25 protein-coding genes are annotated in these 23,711 nt (G+C 36.1%); 15 read left to right on the forward strand and 10 right to left on the reverse strand.

Features of this window, described 5'->3' with window-relative positions:
- Window positions 1-169: 169 nt before the first annotated feature.
- Window positions 170-349 (forward strand): hypothetical protein, encoded by a 180-nt coding sequence (locus CRS_RS24495; RefSeq protein ID WP_172617078.1) that lies wholly within the window; start codon window positions 170-172, stop codon window positions 347-349.
- 90 nt (window positions 350-439) lie between these two features.
- Here the strand turns inward: CRS_RS24495 and CRS_RS13915 are convergent, their stop codons facing one another.
- Both CRS_RS13915 and CRS_RS24755 read right to left on the reverse strand, forming a co-directional pair.
- Complete coding sequence (locus CRS_RS13915) at window positions 440-895, reverse strand: DUF4386 domain-containing protein (RefSeq protein WP_262711791.1); 456 nt, start codon at window positions 893-895, stop codon at window positions 440-442.
- Window positions 882-1,130 (reverse strand): DUF4386 domain-containing protein, encoded by a 249-nt coding sequence (locus CRS_RS24755; protein WP_262711792.1) that lies wholly within the window; start codon window positions 1,128-1,130, stop codon window positions 882-884. Before CRS_RS24755 ends, CRS_RS13915 begins: the two co-directional genes overlap by 14 nt.
- 187 nt (window positions 1,131-1,317) lie before the next feature.
- Between CRS_RS24755 and CRS_RS13920 the strand changes: the two genes are divergently transcribed.
- Both CRS_RS13920 and CRS_RS13925 read left to right on the forward strand, forming a co-directional pair.
- Window positions 1,318-1,671: a WG repeat-containing protein gene (locus CRS_RS13920; RefSeq protein WP_142724634.1), complete on the forward strand. Its 354-nt coding sequence runs from the start codon at window positions 1,318-1,320 to the stop codon at window positions 1,669-1,671.
- A gap of 8 nt (window positions 1,672-1,679) precedes the next feature.
- Window positions 1,680-2,507 carry a GLPGLI family protein gene (locus CRS_RS13925; protein ID WP_142724635.1) on the forward strand — a complete coding sequence of 276 codons (828 nt, stop codon included), beginning with the start codon at window positions 1,680-1,682 and terminating at the stop codon, window positions 2,505-2,507.
- A gap of 6 nt (window positions 2,508-2,513) precedes the next feature.
- On the opposite strand, the gene CRS_RS13930 is transcribed toward CRS_RS13925, so the two are convergent.
- Window positions 2,514-4,307: a histidine kinase gene (locus CRS_RS13930; protein ID WP_142724636.1), complete on the reverse strand. Its 1,794-nt coding sequence runs from the start codon at window positions 4,305-4,307 to the stop codon at window positions 2,514-2,516.
- Window positions 4,308-4,440: 133 nt separating this feature from the next.
- On the opposite strand from CRS_RS13930, the gene CRS_RS13935 reads away from it, so the two are divergent.
- From CRS_RS13935 to CRS_RS13945, 3 genes are all read left to right on the forward strand, one after another.
- Complete coding sequence (locus CRS_RS13935) at window positions 4,441-5,358, forward strand: SIMPL domain-containing protein (protein WP_142724637.1); 918 nt, start codon at window positions 4,441-4,443, stop codon at window positions 5,356-5,358.
- A gap of 111 nt (window positions 5,359-5,469) precedes the next feature.
- On the forward strand, window positions 5,470-6,144 hold the full coding sequence (locus CRS_RS13940) for an SIMPL domain-containing protein (RefSeq protein WP_142724638.1): 675 nt from the start codon (window positions 5,470-5,472) through the stop codon (window positions 6,142-6,144).
- Window positions 6,145-6,347: 203 nt separating this feature from the next.
- The gene (locus tag CRS_RS13945; protein ID WP_142724639.1) at window positions 6,348-7,538 is read left to right on the forward strand and encodes a VWA domain-containing protein; all 1,191 of its coding nucleotides are present in this window, start codon (window positions 6,348-6,350) and stop codon (window positions 7,536-7,538) included.
- A gap of 124 nt (window positions 7,539-7,662) precedes the next feature.
- Here the strand turns inward: CRS_RS13945 and CRS_RS13950 are convergent, their stop codons facing one another.
- Window positions 7,663-8,868: an FAD-binding oxidoreductase gene (locus CRS_RS13950; protein ID WP_142724640.1), complete on the reverse strand. Its 1,206-nt coding sequence runs from the start codon at window positions 8,866-8,868 to the stop codon at window positions 7,663-7,665.
- Window positions 8,869-8,982: 114 nt separating this feature from the next.
- On the opposite strand from CRS_RS13950, the gene CRS_RS13955 reads away from it, so the two are divergent.
- Window positions 8,983-9,363 carry an STAS/SEC14 domain-containing protein gene (locus tag CRS_RS13955; RefSeq protein ID WP_142724641.1) on the forward strand — a complete coding sequence of 127 codons (381 nt, stop codon included), beginning with the start codon at window positions 8,983-8,985 and terminating at the stop codon, window positions 9,361-9,363.
- 78 nt (window positions 9,364-9,441) lie between these two features.
- Here the strand turns inward: CRS_RS13955 and CRS_RS13960 are convergent, their stop codons facing one another.
- A complete protein-coding gene (locus CRS_RS13960; protein ID WP_142724642.1) occupies window positions 9,442-10,647 on the reverse strand; it encodes an MFS transporter in 1,206 nt (401 codons plus the stop codon).
- Window positions 10,648-10,819: 172 nt separating this feature from the next.
- Here CRS_RS13960 and CRS_RS13965 point away from each other — a divergent pair, with 172 nt between their 5' ends.
- The gene (locus CRS_RS13965; RefSeq protein ID WP_142724643.1) at window positions 10,820-11,719 is read left to right on the forward strand and encodes an AraC family transcriptional regulator; all 900 of its coding nucleotides are present in this window, start codon (window positions 10,820-10,822) and stop codon (window positions 11,717-11,719) included.
- Window positions 11,720-11,978: 259 nt separating this feature from the next.
- Here the strand turns inward: CRS_RS13965 and lipA are convergent, their stop codons facing one another.
- Window positions 11,979-12,845 (reverse strand): lipoyl synthase, encoded by an 867-nt coding sequence (gene lipA, locus CRS_RS13970; RefSeq protein WP_002981042.1) that lies wholly within the window; start codon window positions 12,843-12,845, stop codon window positions 11,979-11,981.
- Window positions 12,846-12,960: 115 nt separating this feature from the next.
- Here lipA and CRS_RS13975 point away from each other — a divergent pair, with 115 nt between their 5' ends.
- Window positions 12,961-13,593, forward strand: a complete 633-nt coding sequence (locus tag CRS_RS13975) for a hypothetical protein (RefSeq protein WP_228451262.1) — start codon at window positions 12,961-12,963, stop codon at window positions 13,591-13,593.
- 58 nt (window positions 13,594-13,651) lie between these two features.
- Here CRS_RS13975 and CRS_RS13980 read toward each other — a convergent pair whose 3' ends face one another.
- Window positions 13,652-14,212, reverse strand: a complete 561-nt coding sequence (locus CRS_RS13980) for an RNA polymerase sigma factor (protein WP_142724645.1) — start codon at window positions 14,210-14,212, stop codon at window positions 13,652-13,654.
- Window positions 14,213-14,463: 251 nt separating this feature from the next.
- Here CRS_RS13980 and tyrS point away from each other — a divergent pair, with 251 nt between their 5' ends.
- Window positions 14,464-15,759, forward strand: coding sequence for a tyrosine--tRNA ligase (gene tyrS / locus CRS_RS13985; RefSeq protein WP_142724646.1), 1,296 nt, complete (start codon window positions 14,464-14,466; stop codon window positions 15,757-15,759).
- Between the two features lie 199 nt (window positions 15,760-15,958).
- On the opposite strand, the gene CRS_RS13990 is transcribed toward tyrS, so the two are convergent.
- The gene (locus tag CRS_RS13990; protein WP_142724647.1) at window positions 15,959-16,465 is read right to left on the reverse strand and encodes an outer membrane protein; all 507 of its coding nucleotides are present in this window, start codon (window positions 16,463-16,465) and stop codon (window positions 15,959-15,961) included.
- Window positions 16,466-16,649: 184 nt separating this feature from the next.
- On the opposite strand from CRS_RS13990, the gene CRS_RS13995 reads away from it, so the two are divergent.
- Window positions 16,650-18,644, forward strand: coding sequence for a sensor histidine kinase (locus tag CRS_RS13995; protein ID WP_142724648.1), 1,995 nt, complete (start codon window positions 16,650-16,652; stop codon window positions 18,642-18,644).
- Window positions 18,634-19,272, forward strand: a complete 639-nt coding sequence (locus tag CRS_RS14000; RefSeq protein WP_142724649.1) for a response regulator transcription factor — start codon at window positions 18,634-18,636, stop codon at window positions 19,270-19,272. The genes CRS_RS13995 and CRS_RS14000 overlap by 11 nt, the downstream gene beginning before the upstream one ends.
- 46 nt (window positions 19,273-19,318) lie before the next feature.
- Here the strand turns inward: CRS_RS14000 and CRS_RS14005 are convergent, their stop codons facing one another.
- On the reverse strand, window positions 19,319-19,750 hold the full coding sequence (locus CRS_RS14005) for a hypothetical protein (RefSeq protein ID WP_228451263.1): 432 nt from the start codon (window positions 19,748-19,750) through the stop codon (window positions 19,319-19,321).
- A gap of 246 nt (window positions 19,751-19,996) precedes the next feature.
- On the opposite strand from CRS_RS14005, the gene CRS_RS14010 reads away from it, so the two are divergent.
- The 3 genes from CRS_RS14010 (at window position 19,997) to CRS_RS14020 (ending at window position 22,599) form a co-directional block, all read left to right on the forward strand.
- Complete coding sequence (locus CRS_RS14010; RefSeq protein WP_142724651.1) at window positions 19,997-20,635, forward strand: alpha/beta hydrolase; 639 nt, start codon at window positions 19,997-19,999, stop codon at window positions 20,633-20,635.
- Window positions 20,636-20,747: 112 nt separating this feature from the next.
- The gene (locus tag CRS_RS14015) at window positions 20,748-22,067 is read left to right on the forward strand and encodes a PDZ domain-containing protein (RefSeq protein WP_142724652.1); all 1,320 of its coding nucleotides are present in this window, start codon (window positions 20,748-20,750) and stop codon (window positions 22,065-22,067) included.
- Between the two features lie 4 nt (window positions 22,068-22,071).
- The gene (locus CRS_RS14020; RefSeq protein WP_142724653.1) at window positions 22,072-22,599 is read left to right on the forward strand and encodes a hypothetical protein; all 528 of its coding nucleotides are present in this window, start codon (window positions 22,072-22,074) and stop codon (window positions 22,597-22,599) included.
- Here CRS_RS14020 and CRS_RS14025 read toward each other — a convergent pair.
- Window positions 22,592-23,635, reverse strand: coding sequence for a L,D-transpeptidase (locus CRS_RS14025; protein ID WP_172617079.1), 1,044 nt, complete (start codon window positions 23,633-23,635; stop codon window positions 22,592-22,594). The genes CRS_RS14020 and CRS_RS14025 overlap by 8 nt on opposite strands.
- Window positions 23,636-23,711: the final 76 nt, after the last annotated feature.

Here is a 23,711-nt window from a genome sequence, read left to right on the forward strand (position 1 = left end):
ATCCGATTCATATTACTTTACTTTCTTCCAGCACCATACGTACTTTACAATCAATATGGTAATAATACATTCTACCATCACCAGAAAAACATAAAACAGATACCAATCTGAGAAGGAAATTATACCAATAAACAACATGATTAAAGTAAAAAATATCCCAATAATTCTTTTGATCCTTGCCTTCAATACCAGAGAAAGAAATACCATTACAGCAGGAATCGACGGAACAACCGAAGCAAGAAATAATTTAGACGGGAATCTAAAAAGTTGGTTCCTTCCAGCAGACCACGGCCTTCCCTGGAGTATAAAGCTCGAAATAATCGCCGTACAGATAGCATATAGTCACTGAAGTCCAAAGAACAGCCAATATGATTTTCACATTGGTGTGTACATCTTCAAATTTCGTAGAATCGTTAATGGTTATGATTTTGATTTTGATTTACTTTTTGTTTGGTGGTCCAACCAAAAGCAGCCACAGACAGATCCCTATTTCTCCTACTGTTGCCGGCAATGTGATATAACCTGAAATTGGATAGTCTGAAAAATGAGTAAACACAGTTCTTCCAAAGACATTGGCCAGATATCCCAAACATCCCAGCATTAAGAAAATCCCTAACACCTTTGGTAAAAATCCGGATTTATACACCAGATATCCAAAGGGAAGAAGCCATAACCCCCAAAAGATCTGTGTAATTAAGAGTCCTTTGTTATATGTGCTTAAAAGGACCATCATTTGGGATTGCAGCTGCTTTGTCTCAAATATTTTGAGATAATCAGTACCTTCAATAATGGTGAGGACAGAAAATTTATTTTGAAGATTTATAAAGGAAATGGGGATACTGATAAGAGCAAGAATCACCATCAGTTTTGCATAGTTTACATTAACCTCCTTCAACAGTTGATATAATACTAAAGGAAGGAAGGAAGGTGAAAGCGATATAGCAGACGATACTGCTGGCAATACTTAGTCTGAACAACTGTGCCGAAGAAGACATATATTGAAAGGTCAAAGCGGGATTTTCCCAGACAATCAGTTTTGACGGAACATACATTAAACTGAAAAATCCGGTTACTATAACAATGAGATAAAAAAATCCTGCGAGTCTGGCTGTTTTACTGTAAGTATTCATTTTGGATTATGTTTTTTATCTGTTAAGACAATTTTATGCTCAAAATGGTTACAGATTTCCAGATAAAAGAAGATATAAGAACTGAATAGGAATTATAAAAATTAAATTTTCAAGTATTGATAGGCTTTGACCCAATTAATGATTAATTTAACTTTACAAATACTATAATCATTTTAATCCAAAGCACATGAATTTAAAACTCCTTATCCTTATTGGTATTACCCTGTTTAGTTTTTCCTTCTCTCAGGTAAAACTATCAAAAAGAGAAGATCTCAGTAGAATAAATAAAAACTGGAGACTTACTAAAACTATTTCCGGAACCTATGGTATCATAGACAAAAGCGGAAATATTATTGTTCAGCCTGTTTATTCAAAAATTAATAAATTCGGAGAGTATTCCAATGATCTCGCAATGGTAAAAAATATATCCGGAAGTTATGGTTTTATCAACCTATCAGGAACTGAAGCAATTCCTGCTCGCTACGAATTGAAATACATTCAAAATAATTTTTCTTCTTTGTATAAAAAATATATCAAGTAAACTGAAATATGAAAATCTTATCTATAATATTTATCTTAACGGCTATTTCAACAAATTCTCAGACTCACAGATACATTTATGAATTAAAATATAGACCTGAAGCAGGTGCTGCAAATTACAAAAAGCAATTAATGGTTCTGGATGTGAATCCTGATGATATAAAATACTATGATTATAAATTTTTGGAAAAAGATTCCTTAAATCAACTGCATAAATCGCAGGATAGGACCTGGACTTCACAAATACCTGTTAGCAGAAAAAAAGATTCTGATAAAAATATAAATTATGTATTGATTGGAGATAATATTTATTCCTATCCCACAGAAGATAAAATGCAGTGGAGCCTGGAAAAAGAAACTAAACAACAGGACGGTCTGAGTTTACAAAAGGCAGTAACAAAATATGGTGGACGTCACTGGGTGGCGTGGTTTACAAAAGATATTCCTTTCAATCAAGGTCCTTATAAATTTCAGGGGCTTCCGGGGCTGATCATGGAAATTAACGATACTGAAGACAATTTTATCTTTAAGCTGGTAAAAAGTACAAATCTTCCGGCGACCTACGACACCTCCAATATTCTGGAAGTAAGGTATGGAGATAAACCCATCCCTACAAACGAAAAAACCGTTATAAAAAAAGCTATCGAATATTTTAATAATCCTTTAAATGATATCAGACAAGAATTTATTAATAATAAAATATCTTCCTTTGAATATAACGGAGTAAAATACAAACCTGAAGAATTAAGTGGTCTCATTAAAGAAGAGCAGGAATATATTCTTAAAAATTATAATCCTATCGAATTAGATAAATCATTTCCATATAAAAAACCCTAATTCTCACTAAAACAGATTAAACTTTATAATAACCAAAACACCATTATTATTTTCCTTATCTTTTACAGAGCAGGTGATATTTTTTTTATATAAATCATTCAGAAGCTGGATTCTTTCCAGCGTGTTTTTCATTCCTCTGCCCTCCCTGGTCTTCTGATGCTGGGTTTTCTGCTTTTTACTTTCTTCGATGCCTATTCCGTTGTCTTCGATAAGGATTTTCAGATATGAGTCACTTTTCTCAAAGCTTAATTTTAAAAAACCTTTATCCATTCTGTAGCGGAGGCCGTGCCAGACCGCATTCTCAAGAAAAGGCTGTATCAACATTCCCGGAATCTGAAGGTTTTGCATATTCAGACTTTCATCTACTTCAATTTCATAATCGAATTTATCTGTAAAGCGGGTTTTTTCCAAGGTAAGATAATTCTGAAGAAGATCCAGTTCTTGTTGAAAAGGAATAAAATCTTCTGTTGAATTTTCCATCACACCCCGCATCAGTTTAGAAAATTTTGTCAGATACTGATTGGCTTCCAGTTCATTATTGGTTGCGATAAAGTGATTGACACTATTTAAACTGTTAAAGATAAAATGTGGATTCATCTCTCTGCGGAGCGACTGAAGGGCAATTTTTTTATTTTTCGTCTGAACCTTTTTCAGTGTTCTGAAAATAAAAATAATCAATCCCGTCAACAGAATAAGAGTTCCAATCAGACTGTAGTTAAAGACATTTTTCTTTCTGATCAGTTCATCTTTAAGCTCTTTTTCTTTTTCCAGCTGTGAGATGCGCTGTTCTGTATCTTCAAGAACTTTATTGTCAACCAGACTTCGGTCTTTGGAAACGAGATTCGGAAGTTTCCCCAAAAAGTCTCTATACAGCTGAACTGAAGCATCCACATTTCCTGAGATTGCATAAAGGCTGTCCAGTTTTTTTACACTTCTCTGCGCCTCCAGCGTATGACCTTTATCCAGAGCAATCACATACGCATTTTTCAGAAGACCTACTGCTTCCTTCGGATCATTTTTCTTAATATAGATATCTGCCAGTTCCTGGATCTGATTGACTTTTTCCTGTGAATTTTCTTTTACAAAATCTTCTTTCAGTACTTTCTTTTTGGCTTCAATAGCCTTTTCAAAGTTTTTGTTTTCTACATAGAGATCGGCCAGCTTCTGGTTGATGGCCAATGCCTGCTGGGGTGCTTCTCTCTTCGAAATTTTATATGCGGTATTAAGGTTTTCTTCGGCACTGGAAACATCTTTCTGCTTCAGGTTGACATCGGCTAACTGACTGTAGCTTTCCGCAAGATAACCCTGTTCATTTTCTTTTTTACTCAGATTGATGTTATTCTGAATGGCTTCTGTTTTCAGTTCGGGTGTAGGCGAAGAAAGTCTTGCCACATCATTAGAATTGACGGCCTTACTTCTTTCACTGTAGCTTACCTGTGCTGCCATGCTGTAATTGCTTATGGCTGGTGTTATTTTATTCTGTTTTTCCTGTGACTGGGCTAATCTTCTGGTTGCTTTTTCAATATTGGGTTTATCATTGAGCTTTTCATATAGCTTTTTGGCTTTGGTGTAGTACTCTTCGCTTTTCGGAAAGTTTCCGCTGTTAAAAAATGTTTCACCAATATTATAATAAGAATCTGCCTGGGCAGGTTCATTTTTAGTATCCATTGCTTTTTTAAGCTTCTTCGTTTCTACCTGTACCTCTTCCACAGCCGTACTGCTGTTATTGGTGGTTTGGGAGAAAAGTGTATTTCCCCAAAGTAACAGTAAAAAGAGCGTAAAGAGTGTAAGCATTTTCATAAAACAAAGATATAGATATATATAGTCTGCTCAAAAACTATTCACCAAGTGAAGTTTACCTTTCACCAAGTTTAGTATTTGATAACGTGACGGTAACGCTAAGTTTGGAACAAAATAATTCAAATTTAAAATCATGAAAAAGCTAACATTTACATTTTTTCTCATTATGACTTCTTTTTTAAGTCTTTCAAAAGCACAGGTCGGAGGCAACCAAATCTACAGAGACAAAAATAACTACGACAATTCCCTATCCAAAACCCTCCCTGAGTTCAACAATACCAATAGTTATTTCGCTACCGATTCTACTCTGGTTGTGAATGTGAAAGTATTAATGAACAAAACTGCCGACCGGTATAAACTGACCTTAGGACTGAATGAGGAAGCTGAAACCCCAAAAATTGCCATTGAAAATATCAACAGGAGAATCAACGGTTTTATCAAAAGGCTATCCTCAATGGGAGTCAAAAGCGATGATATTTTTGTGGATTTTATTTCACAGACCAAAATCTATGATTACAATATCAATAAAGACTCACAGACAGTTGTCCAGAAAATGGAGGGATTTGAAACAAAGAAAAATGTCATTATTACAGTAAACAAACATTCCATGATAGAAAAACTGATCTCTGAGGCTTCGGACTTCCAGATTTATGATGTTATTAAAGTAGATTATATCAACAGTGATATTGATCACATCCAGGAAGATCTCCTCAAAGAGGCTTATAAAGTCTTCGAGAAAAAGAAAGAAAACTATTTTAACCTGTTTAAAAAAGAAATCATCGGAAGCCCCACAGCTACATCAGGTTTTACTTATATTTTTCCCAAAAGCCAGTATCAGAATTATACCGCTTATGAAAGTGCCTATGTTACCTATCAATCTGACAGCAGGTATATAAAAAAAGAAGAAAGGAAATCAAAGACCTTCTATTATGACGGAACAGATTATACAGGTTTTGATAAGGTAATCCATAATGCTGACCCTGAAGTGGGAATACAGTACATAATGAACCTTAATGTAAAGTATGACCTGAAAAAAAATAAAGAGAAGTAATCATTTTTGAAAGCCCACCAAGTGAAAGCTCTATTTCACCAAGTCTCCCGGTTTCCGGTTTCTCATCTGTGTAATTTTACATCAGAATTAAAAATTTAAAAACAGGAAATTATGAAATTGAAACATTTTTTATTAATCGGAATTTTGACCCTTGGAAGCTTTGTAAATGCTCAGGAAGTAAAGAAAAATGCAATTGAAGTAACAGGCGTTGCCGAAATGGAAGTAGAACCGGATGAAATCATCTTCAGTATCGGAATAAAAGCAGATAACAAAAATGATCTGGCAGATAACGAAAAAAAGTTATTTGATATCTTAAAAAATGCAGGCGTGAAGAACGAGGATATCAAGTTCAAATCAATGTATCAGAATATCTATTCTAAAACAGCTAAGTTTTCTAAGAACTATCAGTTTAAAGCCAGCACAAAATCAAATCTCAGCAAAATCTTTGAAGACCTGAATCAGAAATGGGTAAGCAGCCTGAATATCGCTGAAGTGAAGAATACCAAAATTGCAGATTTCAGAAAAGCAGTAAAGATCAATGCATTAAAAGCAGCTAAAGAGAAAGCAGACTATTTACTGGAAAGCATGGGTAAAAAGACAGGGAATGCTCTTGAAATTGTAGAGATAGAAGATTACACCAGCGATATGATCATGCCTGTGGCTTATAAAGCAAGAACAAGCAATATCCAAATGGAAATGGCTGATGCCCCGATAGATTTCTCCTTTGAGAATATTGAAAATATCAAGCTGAAATACAGCATCAAAACAAAATACGAAATCCTTTAAAATAACAGATTAAAAAAGACAGTTCCTTCGGGAGCTGTTTTTATTTTCTGCCTGCCACAAACTCACCAAGTCAAACCGCCACTTCACCAAGTTTCCCCGTTTTCATCGTTAAACAGGAATAATTTTACTTCAGGAATTCAAAATAACAGACCCAAAAACGCTATTTCCTAATTACAATAAATAACCCATAAAAAAATAACAATATGACAACTTTAAAAATCTTAGCACTTGCAGCAGGTACCGCTTTTTTAAGCTCCGGTAATATTCAGAACAACCGCTCTGTAAATAGTAGTACTGATAATAGTTTATTGGCACAAAAAAATTCATTGATTCCGGTAAACACAGCTGTAAAAGATAATAAAATTCAGGTCGCACTTTTACTGGATACTTCCAACAGTATGGACGGACTGATTGATCAGGCAAAATCCAGACTTTGGAATATTGTGAATACGCTGACCACTCTGAAGTATAACGGTAACGCGCCCCAGATTGAAATTGCCCTGTACGAATATGGCAACGACGGAATCCGTGATGAAAACTATATCCGTCAGGTAGCTCCTCTTACCCAGGATCTTGATCTTGTTTCTGAAAAATTATTTGCTTTAAGAACCAATGGTGGCAGTGAATATTGCGGTGCGGTGATCCGAGACGCCTCTGCCAACCTGAACTGGGACAGCAATGAGAAAAGTATGAAACTGATTTATATTGCGGGAAATGAAGCATTTGATCAGGGAAAAATAAATTATAAAGATGTGGTTTCAAAAGCAAAGGGCAAAAATATTTATACCAACACCATTTTCTGCGGAAGCCGGGAAGAAGGGATCCAGACTTTCTGGCAAAACGGAGCGTCGTTGGGAGGTGGAAAATATTTCAATATCGACAGCGACAGAAAAGTGATCTATATTGAAACGCCTTATGATATCAGAATTTCTGAATGCAATGCCAAACTGAATGACACTTATATCTATTATGGAAATCATGGCTCAGAGTACAGACTTAAGCAGATTACGCAGGATAAAAATGCAGAAATGCAGTCAGCATCCAACCTGGTGGAAAGAGCAGTTGCCAAATCAAAAAAGAACGCTTATAAAAATGATCACTGGGATCTGGTAGATAAAGCTGAAAAAGATGCCGGCTTTATTGCCAGTGTTAAAGAGAGTGAACTTCCTGCTGAACTGAAAGGAAAAAGCAAGGAGGAAATTCAAAAAGCAATCACGGCAAAGGCAGCAGCGCGGGAAAAAATACAGAAAGAAATTGAGGAGCTTTCACAAAAACGTCAGAGTTACATTGACGGAGAAATGAAAAAACGGGGAACAGATGATTCTGATGATCTTGGAAAAGCCATTGAGAGTTCCATTCTTGAGCTGGCAAAAAAGAATGGGTATAGTTTGTAGTTGAACAGGCAGTCTCAAAAAGGCTGCCTGTTTTTTTAAAACTTTTGCACGCTTATATTCGTAATGTATTAAACTTAAATAAACAAAGGTTTTAATAACTCTTGTGACTTTTATGGTAAAAACATCATCTTCCAAATTTAAAATACCTTGATAATGGATGTTTTTTATTTTTCATAAATAAAGAAGCCATCTCCATGCCCGTTACTGAAAAAGTAATTCCGTTTCCCCCGAAGCCCAGGACAAAATAAGAGTTTTTGAATTTTTCATGTTCGCTGATATAAGGTAAGCCGTCTTTCGTTTCTCCGAAAGTCCCAGCCCACACAAAATCAGGATAAAACTGATAATCAGGTTTTATTCTCTTTAAGTTCTTTATAATCCTTTTCTCTTTTTTATCCAAAATTGCATCGCGTTTCTCAGCATTATAAAAATCTTCGTCTTCCCCACCCATCAGAAGTCTTCCGTCATCTGTAGTCCGCATATAGAGATAAGGATCATCAGTATTCCACACTAATGTACTGTCAATATTTTTAAATTTATCTTTATCAATTTCAGAAACAATAGCATAAGTGCTTTTCAGGTTAACAAAATTTTCCTGAATAAGATTCTTACTTTCATAGCCTATACAGTAAATGATCTTTTTTGCTTTGATCTGAAATCCGCTTTCTACGGTAACAAGATTAAAAGCTTTATGATATTCTACCGCTGCCATTTCAGTTTTATCGAAGATTTTTAATCCTTTCTTTACATTATGTATAAAAAGTTCATGGGCAAACCGAAAAGCATCAATACTAGCACCCTGTTTTGATAGGATCCCTCCGAACGTATTTTCAAATCCAAATTGTTCCAGCACCTTATCTGCAGATAACCACTTTACATCAAACCCTGCATTTTTCCTGGCTTCAAATTCTTTTTTCAGCCATTCTGCATCTTTCTTTTTTGAAGCATAATACAACGATTTTTTACGTTTAAATCCTGCATCAGAACGTATCAGTTTTGTTAATTTTTCTATTGAATCAATTGCATCACTGCAGGCTTTATAACTTAAGGCAGCACCTTTTTCCCCTATTTTTTCTATGAGCTCATACAGTGGAACATCTATTTCATACTGGAGCATTGAGGTAGTAGCAGAAGTGCTTCCGTTGCAAAGTTCACGTTTATCAATAACAATTGTATTATAGCCGTCTTTCATCATCTGGTGGGCAATCAGGCTGCCCGTAATACCGCCCCCCACAATAAGTACATCGCATGATTCATTTGATTTTAAAGAAGGATAAGATGCCAGCAACCCGTTTTTTAAAAGCCAAAAAGGTTCATTTGATTTGAGATTCATATTAATATTTTACACTGAAAGTAACAATATTTATACCTTTTTTAACAAATTTTCATTAAATTATGGTGTAATTATTGTTGTTCTTTTAAACTCAAACACCATAAAATATTTATTATGATAACAATTATTCCAGAAGCCCCGGAGAATGTTGCAGCATTCAATGCTACGGGAGAAGTAACAAAAGAGGATTTTGAAAAACTGGTAATTCCGCGCGTAAAAGAAAAGGTAGAGCAGTTCGGTGAGCTGAATTATTTATTGTATTTGGATACCGATCTGGATAATTTTACCATGGGTGCATGGCTTGAAGATCTGCTATTGGGATTAAAAAATCTCACCAACTGGAATCGTTCAGCCATTGTTACTGATAAAGAAGGTATACGTGATTTTACCAGTATTTTCAGTGTTCTGATGCCGGGAGAGTTTAAATCTTTCCCCAAAGAAAATTTATATAATGCCCTCTACTGGTGTAAAAACGGAGATGAGGTAGAGGCATAAAAAACTTATTTATACAAAAGAACCTGTTTCTCTCTGAAACAGGTTCTTTTTTTGATTTCACCAATAAAAATTATATCCTTATTTATCACATGTTACACAATCTGCAACAACTTCTTCCTCATCACTTTGAGTCTGTGATCCGTACAGATACATATATCTTACGCTGATAGCCAATCCTATAAAAGTCATCCCCACTCCTACCAACGATGGATAATTGAATGAATAACCATATTCTAAAGGAATTCCGCCAAAAAAAGCTCCCATTGCATTAGCAATATTAAAACCAGCCTGCATAAAAGCAGCAGCCATCATTTCACTTTTTGGAGCAGCTTTCATCATCATAATATTGATAGGTGGTGCAATAGACATTGATAAGGCGCCACACATAAATGTCAGTACCAAAGCAATATTTTTATATTCTGCCAGGAAGAAAACTCCGCCAAGAGAAATCATCATCAGGAAGATCAGAAGTGCGCACGTCTTTTCAGGGCCCAATTTATCTGAAACTACACCTCCAACCAGATTTCCTACCACCATACCAGCGCCGGCAAGAACCATGACATAGGCCATCTGGCTGCTTTTTATGCCTGCAACAACGGTCATCAAAGGAGTAATATAACTTAACCATGTGAAAAGTCCCCCAAATCCGATCGCTGTAATGGCAAGAACCAGCCACGACTGCTTATTTTTAAGGAATTTCAGTTCTTCCATGAAATGGGTATTCTGATTGGATTCCAGATTCGGAAGCCATAGTTTCAAAAAGAAAATAGCAAAAAGGCCAATGACTGCCACAATAGCAAAGTACAGTCTCCAGTGGAAGGTGTGCCCGATATAGGTAACCAGAGGAACCATTGCCAGATTGGCGACCGTAAGCCCTGTAAACATCATGGATATATAAAAAGCTTCTTTTCCTTTTCCTGCCATTCTAGAAGCTACTACGGTTCCTACTCCGAAGAATGCCCCGTGAGGAAGCCCGGACAGAAATCGTATAACCAACATGCTGTTGTATCCCGGAGCTATCGCAGAAAGAGCATTAAACAGTGTGAAAAGGATCATAAAAGCCATCAGGACCTTTTTAGGTGGAAATTTTACAGAATACCCAATCAGAATAGGCGCTCCTATAACCACCCCCATGGCATAGGCAGAAATTAAATGCCCCGCCTGCGGGATCGTAATCTGCAGTGTTTTTGCAATATCCGGCAGCAATCCCATGACGGTAAATTCCGTAGTTCCTATCCCTAAACCTCCGATTGCCAGAGGTATTATTCTTTTATCAATCTTCATTGTATCTAATCTTTTTCTGAATTATTTTTTGTAATCACCTGATCGTGTCTGTTTTGAAAGTGCAAAATTCGACAGAAAGTTTCAATTTAACTTCTCTTTGAATGATAAAAATTTGCTCCATATTAACCTTTTTATTTAATTTTAAATCCAGAAACAATCAAATCAGGACAATATGAAAATACAGAAAGAAATTATTGAATTTGAAAAAGGAAAATCATTCAAAGTATTTGCTCCTTCTTTGAAAAACTGTTTTTTCTGGCATTATCATCCTGAAATTGAGCTGGTGTATGTAGAAGCAGTAAACGGAATCCGGCATGTTGGAAAAAATATTTCCGGCTTTGCAGACAGTGACCTTCTGCTGATTGGCTCCAATGTTCCTCATCTCAATTTTGATTATGGTATTCAGACTGAATGTAAACAGCTCGTTTTGCAGCTGCGGGAGAGTTTTCTTCAGGATATCATCCTTCCTGTACCTGAATTTGAAAATATTAAAACCCTTTTAGAACGTTCTTATCTTGGATTATCATTTTCCGGAAACACTAAAAATATTGTAGTTGAAAAGCTACAGATCATTAAAGACAAAAGCTCTTTCGAATCCCTGGTTGGACTGATTGAAATTTTACAGATCCTTGCCACTTCTACCGAAGTAAAAGAGCTCAATAAGGAAGACACCAGAATCAAATGGTTCCTGAATGATAAAATCAGAATGGGAACCATCTATGATTATATCCATGAAAACTACGACAGAAAACCTAATGTCAATGAGATTGCACAAATAGTGAGTCTCAGCACTCCTGCTTTCTGCCGTTATTTTAAAAAGCAGACCAACATGACATTCACTGATTTTGTCAACAACTACAGGATCAATCAGGCTAAAATATTCCTGCTGAAAGATCAGTCTGTAACAGAAGTCTGTTTTCAGGTAGGTTTTGAAAGCCTTTCTTATTTTAATAAACTGTTCAAACAGCATACCGGGGAAACTCCTTCTGAATTCAAGAAGAAACATTTCAGACCTATTGAAATCAATGGAAAGATTGCTCCTATTACGAGGGAAACCGTGTGCAATAAGTAGGTTCAGGCTAAAGCTGATTGATTATGTAATGTTTAAAGCAAACTAAAATCTGATCCTGTTGAGATGTGCTTAATGAGATGCTATATTTTAACCAGCCCGGCGAAAATTCAAAGAATTTTCGCCACCCCTCCACAGGCGGAAAATATTGGAAGTATTACCCCATAAAAAGATTAGCCCTTCAATCCGTACCCCTTATCCATACCATCTGCTATTTAATCCCTAAAAACAAAAAACCGTTCATTGCTGAACGGCCTGTATTTTAATGAATATGTTTTTCTGCGTGGTAAGAACTTCTTACAAGAGGAGAACTTTCAACGTGTCTGAAACCTAAGCTTCTAGCAAAATCTCCAAATTCATCAAACTCTTCCGGTGTAATAAATTTCTTTACAGGAAGGTGTTTTTTAGTAGGCTGCAGATATTGACCAAGTGTAATAACGTCTACATTGGCATTTCTGATGTCTTCAATTGTCTGGAATACCTCATCTTTGGTTTCACCTAATCCAAGCATTACTCCTGTTTTCGTTCTTCTTTGTCCGGCTTCTTTCAGGTATCTTAATACTTCAAGGCTTCTTTCATACTTTGCCTGAATTCTCACTTCTCGGGTAAGCCGTTTTACCGTTTCCATATTGTGGGAAATCACTTCGGGAGCAACTTCTACCAGTCTGTCAAGGTGTTTTGTGATCCCCTGGAAGTCGGGAATCAAGGTTTCCATTGTCGTTCCCGGAGAAATTCTTCTTACAGCATTCACTGTTTCTCCCCAAAGAATAGATCCCATATCTTTCAGATCATCACGGTCTACAGAAGTAAGAACAGCATGTTTAATCTTCATCAGTTTGATGGATCTTGCCACTTTTTCTGGTTCATCCCAGTTGACATCAAGTGGTTTTCCTGTTTTTACACCACAGAATCCGCAGCTTCTTGTACAGATATTTCCTAAAATCATGAAAGTAGCTGTACCTTCTCCCCAGCATTCTCCCATGTTCGGGCAGCTTCCGCTTTGGCAAATGGTATTTAATTTATATTTATCAACCAAAGTTCTCAGCTCTCTGTAATTCTTTCCGGTAGGAAGTTTTACGCGGATCCATTTTGGTTTTTGAACGGTAGTGTCTTGAACTGAATTTTCCATTTCTAAAATTGAAGTTCAAAGTTAAGGAATTTTTAATGGAAACCATCAACCGGAGATATTGATGAAACTGATCATTCAAATTTCATTTGTATATTTACGGCTTCAAAATATTCTTATGAGAAAAATATTCTTTCTTTTATTCGTGGCATGCGGAGCATTCTGTTTTGCTCAGGAACAGCTACAGCCGGCAGGCTCCACGGTTCTTGAGACGGTAGACGGAGATCTCGATGGTGACAAAATTCCTGAAAAAGTAATTGTTTATAATACAAAGGATACTACGGATATGGGAAACATCCGTGAAATTCAGATTCTGAAAAAAGTAAACGGAAAATGGACTATTCTTGAAAAATCCAGAAATGCTGTTATGGAAAGCAGAGCCGGAGGTATGATGGGAGATCCTTATGGAGAAACCAAAATTGAAAAAGGAATCCTGATCATTTCCCAGAATGGAGGAAGCAGCTGGAAATGGGATGTAACAGATAAATACCGATTTCAGAACGGACATTTCGAATTAATAGGAACATCCTCTACCTCAGGAAGACCTGGTGATTATTGGAAAGATGTGGATTTTAACCTTTCTACAGGACAGCTGAACTATTCGAAGGAAGTGGAAAACAAGGATGAATATGGTAAATCTTTAAAGGAGACCTATATTAAAAAAGGACTCAAGCTTAATCTTCAAAACAGAAATCAGGAAAAACAGCAAAAAATAATTCTTCCGAAAACGAAAGAGGAAGTTTATTTTTAAATTAAAGCGGTGAAAATGGATGTTTCACTAAAGCACTTTCCTATTGAACAATATTCTTTTAATGATCATCAAATTCGTTATTTTTCAACAGTTCGGCTAGGACTTTTTTAGCACGCATTACCCTTACTTTGGTATTGGCAACGGAAATCCCCAATTCTTCAGCAATTTCTTTGATGCTTTTTTCTTCAAAAAACCTCAGCTTAATAATATCCTGATAGTTGGCATCCAGGGATTCAATAGTCTTAATGATCTTTTTTTGTTCTTCTTCGGAAATCAAAAGTTCTTCCGGCGATTTTGCATATTGATTTTTTACCTCATCAAGGTTTTCAACAGCATCTTCGTTGTCACGGTTCTTCTTTCTCCAGAAATCGATTACCGTATTCTGGGCAATCGTCAGAATCCAGGTTTTAAACTGAAAGTGGGGATCAAACATATCAAGTTTCGACAGTACTTTTGAAAACACGTTTACCGTAATTTCATCGGCATCATTTTCATCCCTCACTTTTTTCATGACAAAAGAGAAAACATCCACCCAAAAAATATTAATGAGTTTAGTCTGAGCCTTCTGATCTTTATCCTTGGCTTTCTGTATGAGCTGGAATAGCTGTTCGTCGTTCATTACTAACAAATATAGATTATTTGGGGCAAAATACAAAGGCATAAAAAGGCGAAATACAAAATCGTGAAAAGGCTGTTCTGTGAATTTTTTCGATTTGTAAAGTCAGCAGCCAAAAAGTTTTCATGATGGTTTATTTTCTTTCCTTACAATTTTTTGCAGTTTGTATTTAGTGCTTTACCATTTTGCTTTTTTATCCTTAATACTTCTGAATTTACTATCTTTGCATCTTAAAATTTTAAAGTTAAAAATCAATGAATTCCTTTATAGAAGAACTGAAATGGCGTGGTCTGTTTGCCGATATGATGCCAGGAACCGATGAACAACTGAACAAAGAGGTAACTACTGCATATATAGGTTTTGATCCCACTGCCGATTCTTTGCATATCGGAAGTCTTATCCAGATAAAAATCTTAGCTCACTTCCAGCAGCATGGCCACAAGCCGATTGCTTTGGTAGGCGGTGCTACAGGAATGATTGGTGATCCTTCAGGAAAATCAGCAGAAAGAAACCTTCTGGATGAAGAAACTCTTTTACACTATGTTGACTGTTTAAAGAACCAGCTTTCAAAATTCTTAAATTTTGAAGGAAATGGGCCTAACAAAGCTGAACTGGTTAACAACTACGATTGGATGAAAAATATTTCTTTCCTTGATTTTGCTAAAAATATCGGGAAGAATATCACCGTCAACTATATGATGGCTAAAGATTCTGTAAAGAAGAGATTCTCCGGAGAAGGCGGAGCAGACGGAATGAGTTTTACAGAATTCACCTACCAGCTAATCCAGGGATATGATTTTCTTCATTTATATCAAAACAACAATGTAAAATTACAGATGGGAGGTTCTGACCAGTGGGGAAATATCACTACAGGAACAGAACTGATCCGTAGAAAAGCTCAGGGTGAAGCATTTGCTTTAACAGTTCCTTTAATCACCAAAACTGACGGTTCAAAATTCGGAAAATCTGAAAGCGGAGAAAATTACTGGCTGGATAAAAAGAAGACCTCTCCTTATAAATTCTACCAGTTCTGGCTGAATGCTACTGATGAAGATGCTGAAAGATTCATTAAATTCTACACATTCTTAGGAAAAGAGGAAATTGAAGCTTTAATTGAAGAACACAGAACTGCTGCCCATGAAAGAAAACTGCAGAAAAAACTTGCAGAAGAAGTAACGGTTTGGGTACATGGAAGAGAAGAGTATGAAAAAGCACTGAAAGCTTCAGAAATTCTTTTCGGGCGTTCTACGGCTGAAGATCTGGTAAGCCTTGATGAGGAAACTTTCCTTGAAGTTTTTGACGGGGTTCCACAGAAAGAAATTGCAAAAGCAGATGTTTTAGGAGTAAGTATTGTTGATCTTCTTTCTGAAAAATCAGGTTTCTTGAAATCAAAAAGTGAAGCTCAAAGAGAGATTAAAGGAAATGCGATCTCTGTAAACAAACAAAAAGTAAATGATACATTTACAGCCAATGCAACTGACCTTATCGACGGTAAATTTTTATTGTTGCAAAAAGGTAAAAAAAGCTACTTTATTGTAAAAGCTCAATAGATACATCTCTCATTATTTATAAAAAAAGACTGTTTTTACACAGTCTTTTTTGTTTAACAGCTTATACAAAAGCCGCGAAAAAATTTCACGGCTCAGTTGAGAAAGTTACCATTTTTAAAAACTTACTGCCATTTCTGACATTGTATAAGAGCTATGAAAAAACTGATTGATATTGAAAATAATTGTATTGTCCGGTTTATTAAAATTTATAGGTAAGTCCTGCCTTTCCTCCTGAAGCGACTGTTCCTCCACCCAATTCCACATGCACTGCAAGGTTTTGAGTAAAAAAATACCTGCCCCCGATTTGACCTGCAAAGCCTACTCCTGAAGATTTGCCATCAAAATAATCGAAATCTGATCCGTTATATTTATAAGAAAATGAATTGTAGGCTAAAGTAGCTCCGGCATATACGTCCCATTTGTTCGGAATCTTAAGTAAGGTATTAAAATGATAATTCCCGTTGGCTCCTATGCCCAACCAGCTTCCTTTAATATCCCCTGAATATTTTTCGGAGGCATAACTCCCCTCTATTCCCACTGTAATATCATTATGTATTGCGTAATCTACCCCCACAGAAACAGGCAGCCCCCATCCGTTGGCTACTCCTATATCCACATTGATCTGTGCTTCTCCTTTCTGTATTCTCTGAGCATGTATACTCCCGAAAAGGAAGATTATTCCCAGTATTATGATTCTCTTTTTCATTCTTAATAGTTTATTTTTTTGTTATTGTCTGCCTGCAAAACTATTGGTCAGCATAACAGGATACAACCCTTAAAAAAAAGTATTTTTTTCTACTGATTTTTAGGTATTTTTCTGTCGTAAATTTTTAATTATCTTCACGTTTAATAAAAAATTGACCTGCAAACTAACACTGAAAATCAAAACAATGAAGAGATCATTATGTCTTCTCTATATTCTAATCCAAGTTACATTACAGGCCCAGGGACTATTTCCGCTTAATGAAAAGAAATATATTGACAGCCTGAAGCTTTCTGTGAATAATGATCCCAACAATATAACTAAAGCTAATGCTTATTTTCTGCTGTCGAGCTATTATAAAAGCATAGATACCATTGCAAGCAAAAAATACCTGGAAAATGGTAAAAAGTTTGGAGGGACAGATCTCTTCACAGAAGCCGTCTATTATTATTACGAAGGACAATATGAACAGGATCTGAACAAAGAAAAGGCCTCGATATCATTTCAGAAAGCTATTAATGCACTATCTAAGCTTAAAGGTCAAAAAGCAGCTCTCTATCTCGCTTTATGCTGGTATAGTTATGGAATTTTACAGAAAAATAAAGAAGGATATCCTTTTCTGATCAAAACCATGCTTGAAAAAAGTATTCCTACTGCTGAAAAGTATGGTGAAGGCAAGGTATTAGGATTCCTGTATGCTCAGCTCGCTCTGATGTTTACGTATAACGCTGAGTTTGAAAAAGCAGGCAGATATAATGAAAAAGCCCTTCAGATTCTTGAAAGAAAAGAGCCTAACTCTACTGAACTATTCTATGCCTATCTTAATACAAGCAGTAATTATTGTTACCAGGCAAAATGCAGTATGGGAAAACAATTTCTGGATAAGGCAGGAAATATGGTACGTCCTTATCCAGACTCTTCTTCCAATACTTTTTATTATTATAACAGAGCATTATATTTCATTGGCGTTCAACAACATGAAGAAGCCCTGCAGACTATTGAAAAAGGGTTATTTTATGCTAAAAAATTTCATCAGAAACTGCAGATGCAGATGTTTTACTTTCATAAATATGACATTTTTAAAAAGCTGAAAAGATATGCTGAAGCCAAGAACCTTCTGGAAGAAATTCTGGCAGAAAAAACACTTGCACAGGATCTGAACAACCGGAAAACCATTTATAGTCACCTTTCAAGTATCAATGAGATTATGGGAAATCTTGACGATGCCTTATCATGGGAGAAAAAATATTCAAAATTAAATGACAGCCTGAATGCTGAAAATATAAAACTGGAGATCAATAAACTTGAAACCAGGTTCAACACCTCTGAAAAAGAGAAAAGAATAGCTTTCCTGAACGCTGAGAGGAATCAGAAACAGATGGAAGTCAACCAAAAAAACTCTTATCTGTGGGTTCTTAGCCTGATTCTGCTTCTGTTTTTGAGCCTTTTAATCTTCTTATTCGTCATTTACAGAAAGAATAAAACGTTGTCTGAACAGAAAGAGATCAATCTTCAGCAGAGAATAGAAGATATTAAACAAAAGGAAGAACTATCGCTTACAAAGGCCATTCTTGAGGGTGAGGAAAGAGAAAGAGAACGTGTTGCCAGAGACCTTCATGATGGCCTTGGCGGAATGCTTGCAGGAGTGAAGATCAACTTTTCTACATGGTCTTCCAATCATCTGAACCCCGAAAAAGATCAGGAATTTTATAAGATTCTGGGCCAGCTGGACAACTCTGTAAGTGAACTCCGGCATGTAGCCAGAAACCTTATGCCGGAATCACTGCTTAATTTTGGCTTGGAAACCGCATTGCATGACTTATGTGAATTTTACAGCAGAAAAAACCTTGAGATTGATTTTCAGGCTATCAGCATTGATAAAACATTACCTTTGAATATCCAGCTTAATATTTACAGGATTATACAGGAACTGTTGGCCAATGCTGTAAAACATGCAGAGGCAACCAATATTTTACTACAATGCTCCCAATCCGGAGAAAACATTCTGATCACTATTGAAGATAACGGAAAAGGGTTCGATAAAAACATAGAAAATACCTCCCAAAGTATGGGACTCCGCAACCTGAAGAACAGGGTCAATTACCTGAAAGGAAAAATGGAGATCAATTCTGATCATCAGGGAACAACAATTAATATAGAACTCAACACCAATGGAGAATGAAAAAATAAATATTGTCATCGTAGACGATCATCCCATCGTCATTGAAGGACTGAGAATGATGCTGAACAGCCAGTCTTTTTTTAATGTAGCAGGAAGTTTTGCATCCGGCGCAGAAACCCTCAGCTTTATCCGTTCACAAATGACAGATATTGTTCTTCTGGATATCACTTTACCGGATGCGAACGGAACAGAACTGTGTAGAGATATAAAAAAAATATCCCCTCATACTTCAGTCATTATGTTCAGTAACCGGTCTGAGCGAAGCATTATCATGCAGTCTATACAAAACGGTGCCAGCGGTTATCTTCTTAAGAACACTTCTATTGACGAGCTTGTGGTATGCATAAGAGGAGCTCTTTCCGGTGATATTGTTTTTTGTAATGAAACCAAGCAGATCATCAGCCGCCCATCTCAAAATGATCTTCCTATTCCAAGACTGACAAAAAGGGAAAAGCAGATCCTGCAGATGGTAGCTCAGGGAAAAACGAGCAGTGTAATTGCTGAAGAGCTGTTTTTAAGCCCTCTCACTGTAGATACCCACCGAAAGAATCTTCTTCAGAAATTTCAGGCAAAGAATTCAACTGAACTTATCAACAGAGCTATTCAGCAGCGCATGATTGAAGAATAAAAAAACCGCTTCAAAAGCGGTTTTTATATATAAACATTAAAATAATTTACGGTTCCAGAAAGCTGTAATCAATAGAAGCAACCAATACTCCCTTCCCTTTCTTTTTTACGGTTCTTACAACCTCTCCATCAATATAAAGATTGATTGTCAATTCAGAATTATCATCCGGCATTGAAGCATTAGCATCAAGGTTCAGCTGTGCCTGACTGGAGTTCACAAAGAATTCTCCACTTGTCCATGGTGAAGTTATAGGTGACTGTGGAGTATTGTATATCGTATTCTGAGTGGTACCTACCTGGGTAACAACACTAATGATGCTCCCACCTGAGGTTGTCTTCACTTCAAATTGAACTACGTGATCCTGAAATTCCTCATCGTCATCTTTTTTACAAGAACTGACAACAGTAATGACAGAAAATAATAAAACGAATAAAAAAGAAAGTCTAAGTAAACTTTTTGAATTGTAAAATTGCTTCATTTCTCCAAATAGATTTTTTAATGTTTCAAATATAAGTTTTTTATTAATATAAAAATAACTTTTATGAAAATTTTCCAATAAAGATTTCCAAATAATATCAAATCAATAAAAAATATAAAACCATTTTAAAATTCAAAAATACAGCCCAAAGAATCAATCTTTACACATCAGTCATCATACGGCTGAAGTTCATTGTACGAGTAATAAAAGTTAAGATTCTGAGTGTAATTTAATTATATTTGCTGTATGAATTTAGATTATCTAGTAAGAGAGCCGGAAAATATTACCCCTAATACCCCTATTCTTTTTATGCTTCATGGCTACGGCAGCAATGAGCAGGATCTTTTCAGCTTCAGGGAAACCCTTCCCAATGACTGGATCATTGTCAGCTTCAGAGCTCCACGTGATACTCAGTTTGAAGGATATTCATGGTATGATATTAACTTCAATGATCCTGAAAATTTTATTGATGTTTCACAGGCAAAAGAATCTCTCAATGCCGTTTTGGAAAATATATTAAAGATCATCAACCACTATGGTCTGATGGAAAGCAAAGCTCATCTGTGCGGCTTCAGCCAGGGAGGAATATTGTGCTATGCTTTAGCCTTAAAACATCCGGAGCTTTTCAATCGTGTTGCCTGCCTTAGCAGTTATCCTGAGGATAAAATTCTTGACGGGATTGTAAAGGATAAAAAGAAATTGGAAGGACTTCATTTCTTCATTTCACATGGAACTGATGATGCAGTAATTCCGCTTGAATGGGGAAGAAAAGCCGCAGATCTCCTTTATGACCTCAGCTGCTATTTTTCTTTCAGGGAATATATGAGTGGACATGGTGTCAATCAGAAGAATTATATGGATCTGATGGAATTTTTCTCCAAGTAAACAGATTTATCCAAAAAAACATTTTACACTGCTTTATTGCAATAGATATGAACATTCCAGCTTTTGGGATGTTTTTTTATTATTATATTGATAATTTCACTAAATTCAGTAAATGAAATTTAAATTGCTTTTACTGGTATTAATTCTAAGCATTTTTATAAATGCCCAGAACTCTTTTGAATTGATTAATACTAAAAAAGCAGTTATTCCTTTTAAGTTCATCAATAACCTGATCTTTATCCCCATTAATGTGAATGGTGCCGAGCTTACCTTTCTGCTGGACACAGGGGTTTCTGAAACTATTCTTTTCAGCCTGGAAAACAAGGAAATTAAGCTGAGTAACGTTGAGAAAATGAAATTCTCAGGGCTTGGAGGCAGCGTAAGTATTGACGGTTTAAAGTCTGAACGTAATACAGGTAAAATAGGAGAAGAAATTATTAATACTTCTATGTCTATCTATATTATTCTTGATGAGGAATTCAATATTTCATCCCATGTAGGAATTCCTGTAAACGGTGTCATTGGATATCATTTTTTTAAAGATCATCCCGTCTATATAGATTACTCATCAAAAAAAATAACAATCTATGAAAATGCTGATCTTCTGAAAAAGAAGACCAAAAGATTTGAAGAATTTGCTATCACTATTGAAAAAGATAAGCCCTATCTGCAAGCAGATGTAGAAATGACCAATGAAAAGAAAGACTCAAAACTAATGATTGATCTTGGCAACAGTGATGCGATATGGCTCTTTCCTACCCTGATTAAAAATTTTGTTTATAACAGACCCAATATTGATGACTTTCTGGGACGTGGATTCAATGGAGATATTTATGGAAAAAGAAGCCGAATTCACAATTTTTATCTTGGAAATTTTAAATTTGAGAAACCTCTTACCGCTATGCCGGATGAATTTTCCATTCAGCATGTTAATCTAGTAGAAAACAGAAAAGGATCTGTAGGAAATGAAATTATGCGTCGGTTTACAGTTATTTTTGATTATACCAATCAAAAGTTATACCTCAGAAAAAACAGATTTTTTGATGATCCTTTTCATTTCAATATGAGTGGGCTTGATTTCAGACAGGATGGACTGGAATGGCAGGAAGACAGGGTAAAAATTGAAACCCAAAAATCTGCTATGGTATCTGCTGAGGTTTACAAAGATGCGTTTCAGTATAAATTCAGCTTAAAACCTATATTTTCTATTTCCGGGGTAAGAAAAGATTCCCCTGCTTATGAAGCAGGCCTGAAAAAGGATGATAAAGTACTCAGCATCAACGGAGAAAAAACGTCTGATATGACCTTGGAAAAGATCGTAGAATTAATGAAATCCAATGAAGGCCGAAATATTACCATGGTCATTAGAAGAAAAAATGAAGAACTGACATTTCGCTTCGCCCTTGAAGACCCGATCCCTTATCAAGAATAATATTATGAAAACTGAAGAAACAACCTTAGACAGAATAAGAACCCGCCCGAGATTTAAAATGTTTACTCATCTTACCAAAGAAGAGTATGCTGAAAATCTGAAAAAATATATGTCAGAACATAAAGATGAATTTTCAGGCAATATCAATAAAGAAGTTGCTACCATCTGGGTCGCAACGGAAGAAGATAATTACTGGAAACCCCGTCTTGCATTACGGGTAGAAATTGAAGATGAAGATACGGTAATACGGGGAATATTCGGACCAAGTTCTGCGGTGTGGACATTCTTCATGTTTCTTTATTTTACCTTTTCTATTCTCTGGATGACCTTCTTTACCATGTATTATGTGGAAAAACAAATAAAAAGCGCTGAATACCCCTGGGCACTGAGCGCTTCTTTTGTCATGTTATTTTTTATACTTCTTACTTATATCGCTGCAAGATTCGGGCAGCACAAAGGAAAAGCAGAAATGCTTAAGCTGAGAAAGTTTGCTGAAGAATCTACCTTACAGTTTGAAAAGAAAATCAATTAGACTGCGGTTCCAAAGGTTTCTCATTCTGTACAGGAGCAGTCATTGCTTTTGCCGTTTTGATAGAGTCGGCTACTTTTTCTCTGTTGCTTTGTTCCTTCAGCATTTTCGGAACCTCAGGCTCTAAAAGTTTTGTCAGTTCTTCAACAGATATATTGTTGGCATTAGGATCATCCAGAAGCTTTCTCCATGGTTTTCTTCCTCCCCAGTTATAATCTCCAAATACCATTACTGCAGTACCCCTTGCTTTGGTAGTAGCCCCACCAGGATTCAGAATCCATGTATCTGCATAAGAATACAGCCACTGGGCATCTTTCCTCAGCAAACGCAGACAGGAGTGTGAAGCAGGATATCCCGGCAGAGTATATTCATGCCATCCGATTCCTCCTATATTGTGAATATTAAAATTATAAGGAAGTTTCCATTCACTACTCACAGTGGATATTGCCAGTTTCTTTTTCCAGTTGGCAAACGTAAGCCCTCTTGTTGTCTGAGCTGCTTTTTTCCCCATACTTGTAGGTCCCCATCTCACGAGACTTCCGTTGGAATATACAGCAAAAGCCTGTATAGGGTATGAAAAGATGACAAACTTTTTCACTCCATTCAATACATCCAGCTGCATTGGAAATGGTGAGTATGACATCAATGTTGTATCTATTTTGGCAGGAACCACCAATGTATCGGAATTCCACTTACTTTTAGAGTCCAGTCTGTTTAAAGCTAAAATAGCTGTACGCTCCTCAACGCTATACTTTTTGCCGAATGCTGCATAAACAGAATCCCGCATTTTTTTATCTTTCGGAAGAACAAAAGCATTATAAAAACCATTCTCCTGCATTACAGGCGGAACAGATTCTTTCTTGACTACAGGAACAGAATCTTTCTTTAGAGAATCTTTTTCTGCTTCCTGAGCTTCAGAAGCAGATACAGTATCTTTAAAAGTATCGCTTATTTTTTCTATTTCTTTTTTACAGGAAACAAGGAAAACAGCGCACAAACATGCATAAAGAAAGGATTTTTTCACAGATATGTTTTTCATAAATAAATCGGCCATTTAGTTTGGCTACCCAGTACAAATATCAGACCTAAAATTGAATCATAAAAGAGATTGTTAA

The organism is Chryseobacterium sp. ON_d1 (assembly GCF_006829085.1).
Taxonomy (GTDB): Bacteria; Bacteroidota; Bacteroidia; order Flavobacteriales; family Weeksellaceae; genus Chryseobacterium.